Source organism: Sphingobium sp. WR1 (genome assembly GCF_059693745.1).
Map to the genome: position 1 here is coordinate 19,678 of NZ_JCATID010000036.1, position 17,724 is coordinate 37,401.

Here is a 17,724-nt window from a genome sequence, read left to right on the forward strand (position 1 = left end):
ATGCTGTCGATCGCGGCGGTGCGCTCGGCTGGCGGCGCCGCCGGCTATTTCGCCAAGGACAATTACTACACGCTGGAGGAATCCTCCGAGGCGAGCAGCTGGGCGGGCGAGGGCAGTGCCGACCTCGGTCTTTCAGGCGACGTCGGCAAGGAAGGGTTCGAAAAGATACTCAACGGAGAGCTGCCAGATGGCGAGAAGGTCGGCCAGGTCGAGAACCGCAGGCCGGGCCTCGACATGACCTTCTCGATGCCGAAGTCCGCGTCAGTGATGGCCTATATTGCCGGCGACAAGCGTATCCTTGCGGCCCATATGGAGGCGGTCAAGGCGACGATGAGCTGGGTCGAAAAGAACCTCGCCGAGGGCCGCAAAGATATCGACGGGCGCAAGGTGCCGATCCGCACCGGCAATCTCGTCTATGCTCTATTCCAGCACGACACGAGCCGCGCGCTCGACCCGCAGGGCCATATCCATGCCGTGATCGCGAACCTGACGAAGATGCCCGATGGCAAATGGCAGGCGCTCCACAACAGCGCGCTCTGGAAGAACAACAGCGTGATCGGTTCGATCTACCATGCCTTCTTTCGCGATCGGATTGAGAAGCTGGGTTATGAAGTCACTTCGACCGGAAAGCATGGCACCTTCGAGATTGCCGGCGTCGCCAAGGAGGTGCTCGAGCTGTTCAGCCAGCGCCGCGCGGTCATTCTCGGCAAGGCGCTCGAGCTCGGCATCAGGACCGCCGAGGGTCTGCGAGAAATCACCAAGAACACGCGCGATCCCAAGCTCAGCGTGGGCGATCGCGAAGCGCTCGGCCGGGAGTGGATCGACAAGGCCGCGACAGTCGGATTCGACGGCAAGGATCTGATGGCGGCGGCGGTCCAGCGCATAACCCGCAATCCGGACCGTGGCATCATCGCGCGGGGCTATGAAGCGGTCAGCGAGGCCATCCGTTCCGCGCGCGGGATGGTGGCCAACTTCCTCCGCCCCAACGACCCCCTGGTCGACCGCGGCCTCGCGCGCCTGACACAATCGCCCGTCGAGGCGCGTGCGCAGCTTGCGGTTGCCTCGGCGGTCCGGATTCTCTCGCAGCGCGAGGCGGCCTGGGAACTCAACGTGCTGGCGAAGACCGCGCTCGACTTGCGCCTCAAGGGCGTGACGATCACCCATGTCGAGGGCCGGATCGGGAATTTGCTGGAGAAGGGCGCCCTGATCCCGGGCAAGTCGCATCGTCATGACGGGATCGTCACCATGGCAACGACGCCCGAAGCAATCCGTACCGAGGAAGCGATCATCTCCGAAATGGAGAAGGGCAAAGGGAAAGTCGAACCGATCATTGCCGCGGCCGACGCGCCCGCGCGCTTGCAGGCAGCCTCGAAGGTGACGCTCAATGCCGGCCAGCTCGCGGCCGGCGCCATGATCGTGTCGTCGCGCGACCGCATTGTCGCTGTCCAGGGGATCGCTGGGGCCGGCAAGTCGACGATGCTGCAAGCGGTGGTCGAGGTGGCCCACGCGGCGGCTAATATCGCGAGAGCCGAGGGGTACAATGTCCTGGGGCTGGCCTTTCAGACCAAGATGGTGCGCGATCTTCAGGACGGGATCGGCGCTCCCAGCCAGACGATCGCCTCCTTCCTCCTGCGCCACCAGCATGTTTTGCACAGGCAGGAGGGGCCACGATATGAGGCCGCGCGTGAAGCGCTCAGGAATACCGTCCTGCTTGTCGATGAGAGTTCCATGGTGTCCAGCGAGCAGACGCTGAAGCTGGAGCGGATCGCCAACCTGCTGGGCGTGGAGAAGCTCGCCCTGATCGGTGACCGGCAGCAGATATCCTCGATAGACGCGGGTAAGGCCTTCGCACTGGTACAGGCGGCGGGCGTGACCATCGCCCGAATGGACGAGAATCTTCGCCAACAGGGCGATATTCTGCCTGTAGTCGCAGCGCTCGCCGATCGCGGCCAATCGGGAGAGGCCATAAGGGTCCTTGGCGAGAATGTGATCGAGGATAAGGACCATATCGACCGTGCAGCCGATATGTGGCTGGAGCTGGCACCCGAAGAACGGGAAAGAACGGCGCTCTTTGCATCCGGCCGCGAGGCGCGAGAGCATATCAATATGCGAATTCAGGAAGGGCTGACCGCAGAGGGGACGCTCGGCAAGGACAGTCTTGCGCTCACGATATTCGAGCGCGTGAACCTCACCCGCGAAGAGCTGCGCTACAGTCAAAACTGGCGGGCTGGCCTCAAGCTCGACGTTATGTTCCGGACCGACGAACTCGGGCTCGGCAAGGGCCTTTATGACGTCGTGAAGGTTCAAAAGAACGGGATGATCGAGCTATCCGACGGAAAACGCCGGTTCCGGATCGACCCGCAAAAGCTCTCGCCGCATGTCAGCGAGGACCGGCTCGGGCTCTCGGAGCCAAAATCGATAGCGATCCACGAAGGGGAGGCAATCCGCTGGACCGCGAACGACAAGGCGCGCGGGCTCGACAACAGCGCGTTGGCGAAGATTATCGGGATCGATGCGGCGGGCGTGACCGTCGAGACGACGTCGCGCGAGCAGCTCATGCTGCCGCACGGCGATCCGATGCTCTCTCGCCTCGATCTGGCCTACGCACTGAACATGCACATGGCCCAGGGCATCACCGTCGACAAGGCGATCGCGGTCATGTCGTCTTTCGAGCGGTTTCTCTCGAACCAGCGGCTGTTCAATGTCACAGTCACCCGCGTGCGTGATGCGCTGACGCTTGTCGTCGATGACAAGGACCGCCTCATTGCGCAGATAGAGCGCACGCCGGGGAACAAGACGTCCGCTCTGGAAACGACCGGGAAGATCGACGTCGATGGGCGAAGCGAGCAATCGGCCGAGATGCTGGCGGGCATGCTGGGCGAGACGGTTGATTTCGACCCAGGTGAAATCCCGCTCGACGATCTCGCGGCGCCGATCGAGGGCTGGTCGCCAGACGATCCCAAGGGTGACAGGCAGGGGGGCGAAGGGCAGGGGAAGAAGGCGAAGCCGGGCAACGATCTTCGGGCGCCCGATCCTGACCCCATCGATCTCGACAGCCTGCCGCCGCTACCCGAGCGGACATTGGGGCTCGACCTGTGAGCGGTCCGGATGTCCCGCGCCTCGGGCATGTCGCGAGGCTGAATCTGGCACATCCCCTCCGGGATCGTATGTCCTGGGCCCGCCGACATGCTCGTTCTTTCGACCTTCGGTCCCAGTTCTCCGCCGCGATCCTGTTCATCGCGGCGACGGCCCTGGGTGGCTGCGGCGAGAGGCCAGAACAACGGGAAGCGATAGCCGTCCCGTGTGTGCGGCCCTATGTCTACGATGGTGACTACATTCGGTGCGACGGGTTCGGGCGGTCACGGCTCTACGGCATAGACGCGCCCGAAATGCCCGGAGCCTGCCGGCCCGGCCGGACCTGCGTGCCGGGCGATCCCTACGATAGCCGAGACAATCTGCGCGCGCTGGTTGCGAAGGGGAACATCATGTGCCGTCAGCTCGACACCGACCGCTACGGACGACCTGTCCTGCAGTGCTGGAACGAGGCCGGCGATCTCTCCTGCCAACAGGTGGCGGCGGGGCAAGCTGTCCCGCGTTATGGTCGTTTGGAGTGCCCGCCGAGCTATCAATCACGCTCGCCGGAGTAGTAGCGATGCCAGATCGCATGTCGCAGGGCATGTCTCGCTTTGCTTAAAGCTCTCCCACCCACGCGCGTTCGGATGCCGCAAGCCATTCGACGGCCGCCTCAAAAGTTTCGGGAAGATCGTCAAGCGGTTCGGGCCACTTTATACGTTCGCCATTACGGTAAAGCCCGCTATGTGCTTCACGCAAGTCCAGCAGCGCCTTGCACACCACCTTCGTCCATTCACTATAGCGAGTAAGCTGGTCCTGAGGCAGGAGCCTTAGGCGCTCCTCTAAGTTCTGCACCGCTTCGGTAAAGGATCCACCCGTCACGACCGGGAGCCAATTTGCGGAAAAGACGTAATCCATCGCTGGGAACACGATCTGGTCCTCGCTGTTCCAAGACAGGTCGCGCACAATATCAACATGGTCCTGCCAAAATCCGAGCGCGGCCCAAACACCCTTTCCATAGTGATCCTGCCAACTCTGGAAGGCATATCCTTCTTCCGTTACGAGTTTGTCGATAAGTTCAAAGGTCATAGCGCCCCCTCTTGGTGATTGACCATATCGCCGATGACGAGGCTGTCATATCCCATATTCAAGTCTATCATCCCGAGTTTCAGCGGTTTTCTTTCCGCAAGGACCTTCCGTAGATGATCGCATCGGATGTTCAATTGCGCTATAGTTCGGTCCATGACCGAACTCGATCCTCACACGCTTCGCGTCGCCGCCTCGCTCGTGCGCTCGCGCATAGACAGTCTGAAGCGCGATACGCGGCTGGATGGCCTCCAGCGCCTCGGAGCGCATCGTACGCTTACCCAGCTTGCTGTCGATCTCGAGGTGTCTGCCGAACATGTCGGACCGCGCCGCCGCCGCATGACATGACGCCGACCCGCCTTTTCGGGCTGATTTCCGCGTTTAGCCCGCGTTGGCGTCCTTCGGCGACGCAAAGGCTGGTGTGAGAACAGAGCGCTTTGCGCGAGGCGGCCGGCCTGGGCCGCGTTCCTGCGTGGGACTGCCGGCCGCTGGTCCCTTTTTCGTCCTGGCTGCAGGAGCGGACGCTACCTTCGGCTTGCGGCCGAGACCGATCTTTTTGGCGAGCGCACGGCGCTTTTCGGCATAGTTGGGCGCTACCATCGGATAGTCGGCAGGCAGGTTCCACTTGGTGCGATATTCGGCTGGCGTGAGCTGATAGTGCGTCATCAGATGCCGCTTCAGCATCTTGAGCTTTTTGCCATCCTCGAGGCAGACGATGTAGTCGGGCTTCACCGAAGCCCGGATCGACACCGCAGGTTCCTGTCTCGCTTCCGGCACCGTATCGGCCTTGCCAATACGGTTGAGCGCATCGTGCACATTCTGGATCAGCGACGGCAGATCGCTCACGGCAACACTGTTGTTTGTGACATGCGCGGCCACGATGTCGGCGGTCAATGTGATGAGTGTGCTGTCGCGTTCGGTTGCTTCGGTCATGCTTTGCTGGCTTTCCAGGCTAGGCAGAGAGGATCGGTGAAGCAGTGTGGCTAGCGGGAAGTGGCTTCCTTCGCAACAAGCGTCGCAGCGTCCCGCATCATGGAGAATTGTGCCGGAAACACCCACTTTTTGATGCAGTAACGAATGACATCTATGTCACTTTACCCCTCAAGCACTGAGCTAAAGTGACATAGGTGGCAAAAGCACGGTTCGCCGGTCTTCATGAGCAATTGGGGGATTCACAAGAGTCCCGCTTTGTGCTTGATTCGTTCCATGTTCCAGCAGGACCTCTTCGCATCGCCGGCGTCCCAGCCAACGACAAGCATGCCGGACATAGTCCGCACGATTGCGGAGCATTCCGCGCGGCCGCGCTATACCTTCATGGTGCTGGACTTTATCGCGCGTGTCGCCCGCCCGAATGGGCAGGCCGGCCCTCTCGTTCGCGACGGCGAGGCGTTGGTGCCGATCCGGGAGTGGCTGGCTGCGGCAATCGCGCCGAGCGGAGCGCGCTATCATCACCGCCGGGTGACCGCCGACAAAGTCCGCGCGGCGCTCTACGCCAAAGGGGAATTGCCGGATGACCGGGACGAGGCTGAGCGCCTTGTTGACGCCCAGGTTGGGGAGCGCATCCGGGAGACCGGCATGACCGCGATCAGCCGCGCCGTATCGGAGCTGGTGCGGGCAGGTCTCATCAAGCGCCATTACCAGGGCTGCTGGGTCGACCACGAGAACCGCGGCGCTCAGCGCCATGCGGTCTATACGGTAACGGACACTGTCCGCGCCGCGCTTCACCCGAGCATCGCCACCAGCGAAAACCAGCGGAAACCCTATGTGCGCGGTGCACACGGCCAACCTCGAGCGGCGGCGGCGCGGTGAAGGAATATGGTTCGGCCCGTGCCGAACGGCTCCTCGCGCCCGTACTGCAGCCGGCCTGAGCGGCGGCCGCCTTCCATGTTCAGTGCGAGGGCTTGCCCTTAGCCTTTGGGTTCGCCGGTCTCGCTGGGGCGAACGCGCCGTGAGGTCTTCGCCTTGAGAAGCTTCACCGTTCTCGGATCGCGTGTTCCGCCGAACCAGCGGTCGAGTGCTGCCGCGATCAGGGGATGAGTGCTGGCGGCTTCAAATAATGTCAGCGACGAGTGAAGTTTCATCGCGTCGACCGTGCCAAAAACGGCAATCGGATCATTGGTTGCCAGGTCCTGTAAGGCTGTGACGCATTCGATATACCGTGGCCCCAGGACCGGATGATTGAAATAGGCCTGCGCCTCATCCAACGATTGAAGCGCGAACTGCCGTGAAGTCGAGCTTTGCCCCAGGCCCGCGAGCTGCGGGAAAATCCACCACATCCAATGGGTGACCTTCTTGCCACGGCGGATTTCGGCAAGTGCCGGCGCATAAGTGAGCATCTGCATCTCGGCGAAGCGTTCGAGGGAGTGATCGCCGGTCATAAAAATTCCAGCGACACCCGGACCGGGAGCGTGAACTTCGGGCAATCTTCAATCTTCACTGCCGACATGCTCTGCCTTGTCGGTAAGTGACGCCGTCAAAATTCGATGCGTAATCGCTTGCGCATCCGCGACCAGATGGCTGTTCTTCTCCCGGTACAGCAACTGGCCAATCACCGTCTCGACAGCTTTCGGGTTGACCTTCTCGACGACTTCCAGCGCCCTGCGGCATCGTTCGTGACCGCATTCGCGCAATGCCGACACGACATAGTCGTCGCCATGATGCTCGGCGATGGCAGCCAGGTCGAACATGTCGCGTGGCTGCAAGTTCCAGCCCCGGAAGTAGACCTTCTTCGCTGCAATCTCGGCTGGGGTTTCGAGGTCGACCATCTGCCCTCGTATCTCAAGGCGCTCGCTGGACACATCAAGGATAGAGGACGAACATATGAAGTCGATCTCGCCCAGTGCGTCATAGGCCAGTTTGAGCGCTTGCGTTCCGTCGCTCTTATATTCGTCGGGAAGACGGGTCAGCGCGAAATCCTGGGTTACGGGATTGAGAAAAGGCATGACCTGCGGATCATCGAGGAAGATATCGATGTCGTGGCTTTCACGATGGTCGATCTGGAGCATGAGCGCCGTACCGCCGCCGAAGCTCCATGAGGGCACGAAACCGATGGCTCTCTCGAAATGGCCGAAGATTTCCATCGCGAGGTCGAACAGGACTGGCCACTGGCTTGGGCCCCGCTCGACCATGCGTTAGGCTGCCAGCGGGAGCGCGTAGCCCGACAAGTCGGAGAACTGGCCAGCGACCGCGCAGACCTTATCGGCATCGACACCCATTTCCTCGACGAACTGCAATTGCAGAGCCGGGGTTACTTCCGAGAAGAAGGAGAATACGGGCGCGTTGAAGTCGCTCGCGCTATTGGGGTCGGCGATCAGCGCGGCGAGTTGATGCGCGGAAAGGTTCGCCCCATAAGGAGCGTTCACCGTCGCCAACACCAAGCTTGCTGCCTTTGCCATTTCAAATCCGAACTATGCTCCAGTCGATCGTTCAGCCCATATAGCTCTTCAGCGTTATCAAAACAAGAATCACGCCAATTCGCTGTCCGGCCGGACCGGGCATGAACCATCAACTTTGCCGCTAAAATCCCCCTCCCCGCGCGATTTTCTCACTTACCATAATGAGAGGTTATGGTAAGTATAGGCGCGCTTGGCTAGCAGGGAAGGGCAAAAATGACGATCGCAGGCACGACGGTCAAAGGACGCGGCACATGTGTGCCGCGCGATCGCAACTCCCGGCGCGAAGGCCAATAGCAAGCGATGACCGGGAAACCCGCCGGTCTTTCGGGCGCGGAAATCGTCGTCGTCAGGACGGACGCCGCGCTGCCGACCCGATCGCGGAGCCCGGATGCCGAAGCCGTCGATATGCGGCTGCTCCGCGCGATCGGCGGCATCGTGCCCGCCGATCTCCCGCCGATCAGCCAGCTCGGGATCGAGACGACGCTGGCGGCCATGGCCGACGCGACAAAGGCGGCGATCGCCGCCGATCTCGATTGCTGGCGCGACTGGTGCGGCGAGGAAGGCCGGAGACCGCTGCCGGCCGATCCCGAAGATATGGTGCGCTATGTGAATGCGCTCGATGCCAAGGGCAAGAAGCCCGCGACGCTTGCGCGGCGCATCGCGAGCCTCGGCTCGGTCCATCGCCTGGTGGGATTGGCGGGCGATGCCGCGCCTACCGACGCGCCGATGGTGCGCGCCGTGCTCAAGGCGGTTCGACGGCGCAGAGGGGCGATCCAGCGCCAGGCTGCGCCTTTGCGGCTCGGCAAGGCGCTGGATTCGCATGTCCCCAAGGGCTTCACCCTTGCCGCGCTGCTCGACGCCTGTGGCGGCGATCTGCAGGGGTTGCGGGATGCCGCCTTGCTATCGCTCGGCTATGATGGAGGCCTGCGGGTCAGCGAGCTCACCGTGGTCGAGAAGACGTGTATCGATCCCCAGGAGGATGGCTCGGCGACGCTCTTCATTCCCTTCTCCAAGACCGACCAGGATCAGGAAGGCGCCTGGGCATGGCTATCGGCCGAGACCATGCGGCGCGTCCACGCGTGGCTCGAAGCAAGCGGTATCGAAGAAGGCCCCCTGTTCCGAAGGGTCGGGGTTGATCGGCGGCGCGCGCAGGACGCGGAGCCGGAAACCGCCCTGGCCCGCACGACCTATTCCATCGGGAAGACGCCTCTCACCCGGCAGGGCGTCAACGGCATCTATCGCCGTGTGGCGCTCGCCGCTTACGATAAGGGATTGGTCATGCTGCCGACAGGCGATCTGCGAGGCGCGATACAGGCCTTGTCCACCCATTCGCTGCGCGTCGGCCTCACCCAGGATCTCTTCGCCGCAGGCGAAGATGGGGTCGGCATCGCCCAAGCGCTCCGCTGGAGTTCCCCGGCCACAGCTCTGCGATACGGCCGAAAGCTTGCAGTTCGAAGCAATGTCGCGGCGCGAGTGCTCTCCAAGGCCCGCCGCTGAAGGGAGATTTCGAGTTCGTTTAGACATCGAGGTTTCGCTTCTCATACACGGTCGATATCGCCCGTCTATCCCGAACATAGCAGAGATGCTGTTCCTGACGGCAATTGGACAGAATCCGGGGAAGGAATACGGTCACGCATTCTCCTGTCCCGACGCGCACGCTCAGCGGGATGCCATTCGAGCCGATGTCACGGAGCTCGCGAGCCAGTGCCGGTGACATAGCGTAGCTTCCTGGATCATGGTAGCCGGGATGGCTTTCGCACATCGCGGAAACATCGTGCATATCGGCTGTCACAAGGGTGGTGGCGATCGCCGCTCGATCTTCGTCTTCATAGTCCCTGCCGGAGATCGGCGAAGGTCGATCCCGCCGCCCTTGTCCGGGGCGAACGCCTGCAGTGCGCGGACAGTCTCAAAGCGAGTGGACGGCCCGAAATAGCGGACCCGTCCATACCATGTCTGCCCTTCGATCAGCCGCATCCGAAATAGCCCCGGCGGCACCGGCACCGTGATGGTATCGCGTTGGCGAACATAGACGGAAAGGATATGCGCGTCCGACTCCGGCGCGAAAAGCTGGACAACAGCATTCGCCCGTCCGGCAATCACCTTCATGCGTGAAGTCGCCGTGCGTGGGTCGAGTTGCCGATTGAAGGTCACGCTTCCGGAGGCTGGAAAGGCGACCGCAGGCTTCCCGATGACCGGCCAGCCTCCTTCGGTCCAGTACCATGTCGCGGTGAGACCGAGCAGGATACCCACGGTGAATGTCAGCCAGCGCGGTGGCCAGCCAGCGCTCGCCTGTATCGAGCCGGAGTGGCGCCGGGCGCCGGAGGGGCTCGATCCTCGATGGAACCAGGTCGCCTCGAGACGGGCCATGCGGTCGTTCCAGACCGTCCCCTTCGCGCGCGCTCTGTAGCGCTCACGCATATAGTCGCGATCATCAATGCCCATCGCCGCCTCAATCGAGCGCGATCATGTGATCTCGGAACTGCGCTGCCTCTGGTGGAAAGTGTCGAAACCAGTAGCGCCTAATGCCGGCAGGGAGCCATCGCATCGGTATCGTCGCGAGGCCGAAGCCAAGAAGCACCGATATAGCAATGAAAGCGAGCATGATCCCTACTCGAAGCAGGCGCCCTCCCAAGGTTGGCGGGTAGATCGGCAGCCAGATGAGCACGAAGAGCGCCACCATCACAGCGAGGGTGCCTTTGACACAAAGGCCGCGCCAGTCATGCATACGATGCTCGAACTCGATCAGATAGGACGTGCAGTCCGCCCGCCCTTCCTCGCTGTTGAGATAGGCCCAATGCGGATCGGTTCGGGTCGAGGCAGGCGGCTGCCGGTCGGGAATTCGTCGATACTCATCGGCCGGCCGGGGTTTCTTGCCCCAGAGGACAAAGCCCAGAAACTCTTTGCGATGCGCGCGGACCTTCACATGGGGCCAATAGATTTCGTGCCAATAGCGAAGGTCGGATTTGCCGTGTGCTACCAGCCATTCGTAGATCGGCCGCGGTGGCCGTGGCACGTACCCTTCGTCCACCAGATAGGACATCCTCGAAATGGTAATCAGGCTGATGGCGACAGCGACGATGATCACAGCGACCCAGAATGCCATGATGCTGGCAAGGCTCGCCAGGGGAGTGGTCCGCAGTTCGGCATCAAGCGAGCATCCGACGCTTGCCGCGATATTGGTAAGGCCTAGACAATAAAGGACAGTGCCAAGCCAGAAGATTGCTTGAGTCCGATTCCTCGGCTCATAGCGCGCGCGCTGCTGCGCGAGGATTGCCGTATCGATCTGTTGAGCACCCGCGGCCGGGTCATCGGGGCTCAGATACGCGGCAAGCTCATTGTACAGGTTGATTTTCTTGCTCATCGTTCCCCCCTATCAGCCCCAGCCATCCCGCCGGCCCTCGCCATTGTCGCGCAGCTTCCGGCCTCCGAGGGCTGATCGGCGGACATTGAGCTCGACCTCGTCGCCCTTGCGCGTGATTTGCACATCGCGCGGATCGAGATTGTTGCGGCGCGCGTATTCGTCGGCCGCCTTTTCGCTGCCGAACTTGCCGGCCTGTTCGAATTCCCATCCCATCTTTGTCTCCTTTTCCAGCCGACGACGGCACACTAAAGATCAAGGCGAGGCCGGGCCGGCGTGACGTCAAATTTCAACGCTTGCTCAGCACGGCAGCGCAGCACGAGGTAGAGCGTCCCGGCGTCCCGCTCGGCGTCGAGCGGATCGCGTGCCAAGGCGGCGCGCAGCGCGGCCTTCAGCCAGAAACTTGTCGCTGGATCGCCCAGCAGCTTGTCGAGTTCTGATCCTCTCTGGTCCATCATTCACCCCTGTTGGACGTCGTGTCGCCTCGGCATGCATTTGCTTTTGAGATTATCGTCGTTCGTGCTATGTTCGAGCCAGGAGGTTGGTTCGATGAGCCGGTTCGATTGGGACACTTACAACGCGACAAAGGACTCTCCTGCTGGTGCTGTCCACGCGACGAAGGTCGACTGGACCGAGTACCTCCCCGGGGATGCTTCTGCAGGCGAGGTCCATCGTGCGCCGGCTGCATGGCACACAGTGCTTGGGATCGTTTTTGTTGCTGGCATTCTTGCCTTTTTTGCGTTTGTCTCGACTATCATATGACTTCGTTCTTCAATCGCGCAGTTTAGGGTCATTGAAGAAACCGACGTTCTGACTGTCCGATACTTCCGACCTCGCGCGTGAGCCCCCTTGTCTGTTGACAGCTCTCGCCGTCTGCGCGACGGCTCGGCCTTCGTCGATCTCCTTGCGGCCATGATCGATGATCGCCGCCGCCGCGCCTTGATCATTTCCGCCTCCGGGCCCCGGGGGTCGGCGACCACCCCCTGAAGGCGAGTAGTGGCCGCGGACGTCGCTCTCCGACGCGACATCGGGACGCTGGACGGACACAAGGTTCGGCTCGTGAATCTCCGACCGGATCTCATCGCGGATGTCCTCGAGGCGATCGTCCATCCACCTTTCGATCATGGCGCTCCGCGTGGCGCGATCATGCGCTGACAAGTCGGTAGCCCAGAGATCGGGAACATTGATTGCGGGGTTGCGCGCCTGTTCCGCGCGATACCATTGAGCAAGATCCTGGCTCAGGTTCTCGCTCAGATTGAGCCCATGTGATTCCGCATAGCTAGCGTCGCGCGACAACGATTGTGCGATCTCGTCGAGTTTCTCGGCCGACCGTTGGTAGGACTGGGCCAGGGCAAGACTCTGCTCGGAAATCCTCGCGCTCGAGTCCGTGACTGAAGACCGGCTGAAACTCCCTGAGCGATCGTAGGTGCCAGCGGATTCGCTGGCGCTGGACCCACTCGCATGATCATCGCGGAAGCTGCTCGACGATGCGCTGCGATCTTCACTGGAGATATTGCGATTGGTCGAGTGGCTCAAATCCGACTGCTGCGTTCCACGCGCAGAGGTGCTCGCTCCCAACGAACCAGAAAGTGGGCCACCGCCGCCCCCACCAGCACGCCCGCGACCGCCCAGTCCGGCGCCGACCGATCCTTCGACGGATTGTTGCACAATCGCCTGACGTCCGCGATTGTCCGTGACGGAGAACCTGTCGGTGTCGGCGTTGGACTGCTCAATGCCTTCCGACGTGTTCGCCGTCCGGCGGTCGAACCGGTCGACGGATGTGGCCGATTGTGAGCCGCTGGCGCTTTCGACGCCCGATGTCGTTTCACTCGACCGAGTGTGAACCGATGCGTCGCGGTCAGTGGCGGTCAAGAGCGAGGTCGCCGTGTTGCGATAGGCCTCGGCCTGCCGCCGCGCCTCGGACGCAACTTCGCGCATTTCCGCGACACTGTTCATCGACATGGTCGGTGTGAAGGCCAGACGCGAGATCGCACCCGTCGTGTCGATCACGTCCTGGCCAGTGCCGTAGTTAGAGATGATCGAACCGTTATCGGTCCGGAAATCCAGTCGTGATTGGCCAGCCATGTAGCTCGGCGCCGTCGACCATTGGTCCGACTGGCGCATGTTGGCAGACGTGTTCCCGTAGCTGACGTTGCCGTAAGAGTAGTTGCCCGTGGTCTGTTCGAGAGCGGCCGCTTCCGCAGCATTTTGCGCAGGAGCCAGCATTGCCATCGAATGGCTCGCGATCCCCATGGCGCCCCGCGCCATGCCGGCGGCAAGGAAGGGTACGCTCATCAGCAGGAAGCCGGCGATCGTCGCGGTCTCCTCATTCACGGCACCGATACCTGCAAAGGTCGACAGCGTCACGCCGCCGGGCGCCATCGCCGCGGCAGAACCGGTCGCCCGCCCCATGATGATCATGTGGAGCACGACGTAGAGCGGTCCCCACGCCGCAAGATAGAAGAACCCGGCCGTGTAGCCCTTCAGCGTGGGCACGCCGGTCCTCGGCATGAGGAACAGCGGAAAGATGACCGGGAACATGGCGAAGAACACCACGGTCAAGACGATGTTGAGCACCGGTACCCAGCTCATGGCCTGCTGCGCAATCGAGCCGTATGTATTCCGCGCCTGGATATCAGCGCGCGTCGTCGCGAACGTGTCGATCGCGGCCGCGCCCGATCCGCCGGCCATGGAGTTGCGGGCTTGCATGAAGGCGTTGATCGCTGTGTTCTGCCGGAGAATTCCGACATGGCTTCCCCCAGAGCCGGTGAAGGCCTGGTTGACGACCGGGACGTCATCGCGAAGCTTCTGGGCGGCCAGAGCATTGCTGAGGCGAGGATAGAGTTCCTTGCCCCAGATCGGCAGGCTCGCCTCGATCATCGGCGTCCACTGCGCGTCGAGCGCCGAATAGGCATCGTTGCATGTCCGGATATGGCTCTCGACAGCGCCGCCGGATATGCGAGTGATCCAGATCTGTGAACGCGCTGGTGAGCCGGGTCCGATTGCGGCCCACAGGTCCGGAGAATTGGCGAGATCGGTCATCGACTTGAAGCCGAGCATCACGTCGTAGAAGACGCAGGCCTTGAAGTGCTCCTCGAGGTTGGTGGCGAACTCGGCATCGCGAATGCGCAGGTTGCGGGTCGCGTCGAACAGGCGCGCGCCATAGACCATCCCGTTGGTCGTGTAGTTGAGCGCGGTCGGCATGACGAACACCGTCTCGGCCGTTTTCGTGAGATAATCCCCCACCTGGCTTGTGAAGCTGGCGATCACACCGAGCCCGATGGGGACATTGTCGATCGTAGAGGGCGCGAGCGAGGGATTGAGGTGATCCGTCACCTTGATGCTGACGGTCGGCACCATCAGGCACATGTAGATGGCCGTCGCCTGAAGGAACCAGTTCAGCCAGGCCCGCCAGTCGAGGCTGAACGCCACCACCAGGAGCGAGTAGATGAGGCCCATCACCATGACGACGCGCAGCATCGAGCGGTAGCCCCCTCCCCCCGCCCAGGCCGCGACGGCGTTGAAGGTGTTGACGATGTATTCGCCGCCGCCGATCGTGAAGACTTCGAGCATGGCCGGCCCTCCCTTCCCGCTATTGGAGGCCCTGCGCACTGAGACCCCGCGAGAAGTTGAGCGCGGCCGACATGCCCGGCGTCATCGTGTTCTGCAGCGTGGACTCAAGCATGATCGAACGGTCGATGATCTGCATGGTGACCTGCAGCTTCTGGTCGAGCCGCACCCCGCGCTGCTGGAATTTCTGCCGGGTCGTTGCGATCTGCTGGCGCCACTGTGTGGCGGTTTCCTGGTCGAAGGTCTGATAGTGGATTTTCGCCTGCTCGACGCGATCGAGCATGTTGTCGATCATTGCGTTCAGGATGTCGACCGACACGATTTCGGCGAGCGTCTGGATCTCGCCGTCGGTCAACGTGTAACGCGCGGCCGACTGCACGGCGAGGATCTTGAACAGCGGAATGCTCGACATGTTGAGCAGCTGCTTCTCGGCCGCGTCGATCGCCACATCCGTCCGGATCTTTGCGGCGATATCCTTGATCATCGATGCAATCCGCGGGCGCAGCGCGGCGCTTTCCGGAATGGTGAGTGTCTGGGTCGTGATGCTGAGACAAAGGGTCTCTTCATCGCAGCGCAGGATATTGACGGCCGCGCCGCCCGCCGTGCCATCGAGCAAGGCGGTGACCACGGCCTCCTCTGCGGGTCCGACCATCGTGACCTTGCCTCCAACGCTCGGATCGGTCGAAGGCGTTGTCACAACCGTGCCGACCAGCGTCATGATATATTCGCTGAATTCCTTGTCGAAGGCGCCGAACTTGTTGGATTTGCGAAGCGCTTCCCAGGTATAGTTGTGGGGTTCGCCGACCAGCTGATCCTTCATCGCAGGATCACTGTTCGACGCGATCGTTGAATCCCGGCGATCACCGTTGTTGCAGTTCTGCCGGGCGGCCGCCCAGTCGGAGAAGATGCCTTGGCTGTTGCCGACGGCCTCGCAGATCGTGGCGCGTGTCGTGTCCATCTGCGGCCAGATCCCGCCGACGAGCGCCTGCGCGGTCTCGCAACTCGAGATGTTCATTTGATTGAGGAGCTGCGCCTTCTGCGCGAACTCGTCCATCACCTTGCCGATCTCCGGGCTGATGGAATCAATCGCCAGCTTGAAGGCAAATCCGAGCGCATTGTTGGCCGTCGCCTTCAGCATGGCGACGATTTCCGCCGTGTTGATGAAGGAGAAGCTGCCGGAAAACAGGTCGATGCCGCCGCAGCCCGCACGCGCCGACGGGAGCTGAAGATTGAACGGCGAGACCGACTTCTGCGGAAAGCGTGTCCACAGGTTTCCGAGCGAGTAGTAGCCCGCCGACTGGCCCTCGAATGCGCTTGGGCCCGTGATGTTGGCGGCGCCGCCGGCGTCGTTGAAGAAAGCATTCATCTCGCTCGCGACACCCGCCTGCGCCGGCGGCGCGACTGCGAGATTGAGCGAGGCGACAAGGGCCGCTGCAGATGCAACAGAGCGCAGAGCGGATCGGATGGAGCGTCGCATCAGAAGTCACTCCCGACTTCGGTGTTGGTGAGCGTGAAGATGCGGTCCATGATCTCGTCGGCCGACAATATGCCGTAGCCCACCGGAAGCGTCCGCTTCGTCACGGTATCGAACAGGACAAGCGCCGGCGTTTCCCGGCCGGGAATCCCCATGCGTTCGCGCTGACCGCTATCGACCAGATAGTTGGGGAAGTCCTTCGACGGGCCGCCGTCCATTGACACGGCCATAACCGTCAGGCGATGGCTGTCCGCGACCGAGCGCAGGATCGGACCGGCAACGTCGCACGCAGCACAGCTCTGCGCGTAGAAGTAGAACAGCCCATAACGCTCGCCCAGACGCGTGAGCACCGCGTCGCGGTCGGCCTTGCGATTGTCGATCCACAGCCGCTTGCCCAAGGTCGAGACCGGGCGCTGAAGCGTGTAGTCCATATCCGGGTGCTGCCAGATCGCCCGCTGCCAGACGTCGGAGAAGGTCGAGGCCCGGTCCAGCTGCTCGCGCTGGAAACGGACATAGGCGATAACATTCTCCTCGCTGGGATCGAGAATAGCGCGCGCCTTTAGTTCGTCGAGCGTCGCTCTCACCGCCGCGAGCTGCTCGGCAGCCGGTACCGTCGGTGCCTGTGCCCTCTCCTGAGGGGGCCTGCGCGCGGGATCACAATAGAACCAGGTTCCAAGGCGCCGCTCGCCGCAATAGAAAGGATCGCCGCTAGGCTGCCCTGCGCCCTCCTCATCCGCGGCGAACAAAGGGTTGTGCGCAAGCGCAGTGAACGCCATCACTGCGGCTGCCAAAAGCGCGGGCACGCGCCGGCGTGGCCCTCGATCCATGCAGGACACGGACTCCCGGCGTCGGCGAGCGCCAACCATGCGGAGCAGCGAATGGCGGCGCTGATCAGCCGCCGCCAGGAGCGGATCGGGCATAATATTCCTCTATCTTCTTCTGGATGTCGGACATCGTCTGAACTTGATCGGGCAGCTTCGCGGCGTCGATGAACTCGGCGTAGACTTCGGTGAAATCCATTTTCGACAAGTCGAGGCTCGCGAATTCGCTGATCGAAAATCCGCGACATTGCTCGCTTTTCGGCTTGCCCCACGGTTTGCCGAGCTGGATCCGGCCCTGCTCCTGAAGAATGCGCGAAAGCTTACTCTCGAAGCAGCAATAGGCAGTGCGCTTGGTCTTGCAGATGCCGAGGAAACTCGACGAGCAGTAGGTCCCAACCTTGTGGCAGAAGCCCATGCGATCCTTAATGTCGAGCATCTTCTCCTGGGTGGAGCAGGCGAACAGGGTCAGAAACGGCGTTGCCAGCGCGGCTATCGCGGCAGGCCCCCCTGCGAGCGCCGCTGCCCCCGCGCCGACCGTGAGCACGCCGGAGACTTTGCCGGCGCAGCAGTTGATCAACCCGAACACCGGCTTGTGGCAGGTCTCGCGCTCGCCGCTGAAGACCGTCAACTCGTCCGGGTTGAACTCCTCGCCCGCCTGTCCGATGGCATGAAGCGCGACCAGTGCGTCCTTGAGCTCGGTCGAGGCTTCGCGCTCGATGGTCTCGCACTCGCCGTTGAGGCAATAGACATCGTCTCCGCAGATATACTGCTTCTCATCGGAATCCCCACCTGAGCCTGGCACCGGGCATCTGTAGATGCGCTCGCGTACCTCGCAGCCGGGCGAGGTTTCGCCATCGTCGAGGCATTCCTCACGGCCCCTGTGCATTATCAGGACACGGATTCACGGTAGCGGTTTGATGAGCAGCGGCATGAGGCCGTTGGCGTCGA

18 protein-coding genes and 1 pseudogene are annotated in these 17,724 nt (G+C 62.2%); 5 read left to right on the plus strand and 14 right to left on the minus strand.

The features are described from left to right. Positions 1 to 3,099 (plus strand): MobF family relaxase, encoded by a 3,099-nt coding sequence (gene mobF / locus AC58EF_RS25655; RefSeq protein WP_497279277.1) that lies wholly within the window; start codon positions 1 to 3, stop codon positions 3,097 to 3,099. 591 nt (positions 3,100 to 3,690) lie between these two features. On the opposite strand, the gene AC58EF_RS25660 is transcribed toward mobF, so the two are convergent. After that, positions 3,691 to 4,161, minus strand: a complete 471-nt coding sequence (locus AC58EF_RS25660; RefSeq protein ID WP_497279278.1) for a hypothetical protein — start codon at positions 4,159 to 4,161, stop codon at positions 3,691 to 3,693. 153 nt (positions 4,162 to 4,314) lie between these two features. Here AC58EF_RS25660 and AC58EF_RS25665 point away from each other — a divergent pair, with 153 nt between their 5' ends. Continuing rightward, complete coding sequence (locus tag AC58EF_RS25665) at positions 4,315 to 4,506, plus strand: hypothetical protein (RefSeq protein ID WP_497279279.1); 192 nt, start codon at positions 4,315 to 4,317, stop codon at positions 4,504 to 4,506. 33 nt (positions 4,507 to 4,539) lie between these two features. On the opposite strand, the gene AC58EF_RS25670 is transcribed toward AC58EF_RS25665, so the two are convergent. Next, positions 4,540 to 5,091, minus strand: coding sequence for a Ros/MucR family transcriptional regulator (locus tag AC58EF_RS25670; RefSeq protein WP_497279280.1), 552 nt, complete (start codon positions 5,089 to 5,091; stop codon positions 4,540 to 4,542). A gap of 273 nt (positions 5,092 to 5,364) precedes the next feature. Here AC58EF_RS25670 and AC58EF_RS25675 point away from each other — a divergent pair, with 273 nt between their 5' ends. Then, positions 5,365 to 5,967: a hypothetical protein gene (locus AC58EF_RS25675; RefSeq protein ID WP_497279281.1), complete on the plus strand. Its 603-nt coding sequence runs from the start codon at positions 5,365 to 5,367 to the stop codon at positions 5,965 to 5,967. Between the two features lie 98 nt (positions 5,968 to 6,065). On the opposite strand, the gene AC58EF_RS25680 is transcribed toward AC58EF_RS25675, so the two are convergent. Genes AC58EF_RS25680 through AC58EF_RS25690 form a run of 3 tightly spaced genes read right to left on the minus strand, consistent with a single transcriptional unit; the run spans position 6,066 to position 7,520 of the window. Further along, on the minus strand, positions 6,066 to 6,536 hold the full coding sequence (locus tag AC58EF_RS25680; protein WP_497279283.1) for a DUF1810 domain-containing protein: 471 nt from the start codon (positions 6,534 to 6,536) through the stop codon (positions 6,066 to 6,068). 48 nt (positions 6,537 to 6,584) lie between these two features. After that, positions 6,585 to 7,286, minus strand: a complete 702-nt coding sequence (locus AC58EF_RS25685) for a nucleotidyl transferase AbiEii/AbiGii toxin family protein (protein ID WP_497279284.1) — start codon at positions 7,284 to 7,286, stop codon at positions 6,585 to 6,587. 3 nt (positions 7,287 to 7,289) lie between these two features. After that, positions 7,290 to 7,520, minus strand: a complete 231-nt coding sequence (locus AC58EF_RS25690; RefSeq protein ID WP_497279286.1) for a hypothetical protein — start codon at positions 7,518 to 7,520, stop codon at positions 7,290 to 7,292. Positions 7,521 to 7,853: 333 nt separating this feature from the next. On the opposite strand from AC58EF_RS25690, the gene AC58EF_RS25695 reads away from it, so the two are divergent. Beyond that, a complete protein-coding gene (locus tag AC58EF_RS25695; RefSeq protein ID WP_497279287.1) occupies positions 7,854 to 9,050 on the plus strand; it encodes a tyrosine-type recombinase/integrase in 1,197 nt (398 codons plus the stop codon). Positions 9,051 to 9,069: 19 nt separating this feature from the next. On the opposite strand, the gene AC58EF_RS25700 is transcribed toward AC58EF_RS25695, so the two are convergent. The 5 genes from AC58EF_RS25700 to AC58EF_RS25720 are packed head-to-tail and all read right to left on the minus strand — an operon-like array spanning position 9,070 to position 11,366. Continuing rightward, on the minus strand, positions 9,070 to 9,345 hold the full coding sequence (locus AC58EF_RS25700; protein WP_497279288.1) for an RES family NAD+ phosphorylase: 276 nt from the start codon (positions 9,343 to 9,345) through the stop codon (positions 9,070 to 9,072). Further along, complete coding sequence (locus AC58EF_RS25705) at positions 9,342 to 9,995, minus strand: hypothetical protein (protein ID WP_497279289.1); 654 nt, start codon at positions 9,993 to 9,995, stop codon at positions 9,342 to 9,344. Before AC58EF_RS25705 ends, AC58EF_RS25700 begins: the two co-directional genes overlap by 4 nt. Positions 9,996 to 10,002: 7 nt before the next feature. Beyond that, entirely contained in the window at positions 10,003 to 10,914 is a 912-nt protein-coding gene (locus AC58EF_RS25710; RefSeq protein WP_497279291.1) for a hypothetical protein, read from the minus strand. Positions 10,915 to 10,926: 12 nt separating this feature from the next. Continuing rightward, a complete protein-coding gene (locus AC58EF_RS25715; RefSeq protein ID WP_497279293.1) occupies positions 10,927 to 11,127 on the minus strand; it encodes a hypothetical protein in 201 nt (66 codons plus the stop codon). 32 nt (positions 11,128 to 11,159) lie between these two features. Further along, on the minus strand, positions 11,160 to 11,366 hold the full coding sequence (locus tag AC58EF_RS25720) for a hypothetical protein (RefSeq protein ID WP_497279294.1): 207 nt from the start codon (positions 11,364 to 11,366) through the stop codon (positions 11,160 to 11,162). A gap of 94 nt (positions 11,367 to 11,460) precedes the next feature. Here AC58EF_RS25720 and AC58EF_RS25725 point away from each other — a divergent pair, with 94 nt between their 5' ends. Then, positions 11,461 to 11,673, plus strand: coding sequence for a hypothetical protein (locus AC58EF_RS25725; RefSeq protein ID WP_497279295.1), 213 nt, complete (start codon positions 11,461 to 11,463; stop codon positions 11,671 to 11,673). 9 nt (positions 11,674 to 11,682) lie between these two features. On the opposite strand, the gene AC58EF_RS25730 is transcribed toward AC58EF_RS25725, so the two are convergent. The 4 genes and pseudogenes from AC58EF_RS25730 to AC58EF_RS25745 form a co-directional block, all read right to left on the minus strand. Beyond that, entirely contained in the window at positions 11,683 to 14,484 is a 2,802-nt protein-coding gene (locus tag AC58EF_RS25730) for a conjugal transfer protein TraG N-terminal domain-containing protein (protein WP_497279296.1), read from the minus strand. A 19-nt stretch (positions 14,485 to 14,503) separates the two neighbouring features. Beyond that, entirely contained in the window at positions 14,504 to 15,958 is a 1,455-nt protein-coding gene (locus AC58EF_RS25735; protein ID WP_497279298.1) for a conjugal transfer protein TraH, read from the minus strand. Beyond that, positions 15,958 to 16,731, minus strand: coding sequence for a conjugal transfer protein TraF (locus AC58EF_RS25740; RefSeq protein WP_497279300.1), 774 nt, complete (start codon positions 16,729 to 16,731; stop codon positions 15,958 to 15,960). The genes AC58EF_RS25735 and AC58EF_RS25740 overlap by 1 nt, the downstream gene beginning before the upstream one ends. Before the next feature lie 115 nt (positions 16,732 to 16,846). Then, positions 16,847 to 17,650: pseudogene (locus AC58EF_RS25745) on the minus strand (conjugal transfer protein TraN); the annotation flags it as partial. Positions 17,651 to 17,724: the final 74 nt, after the last annotated feature.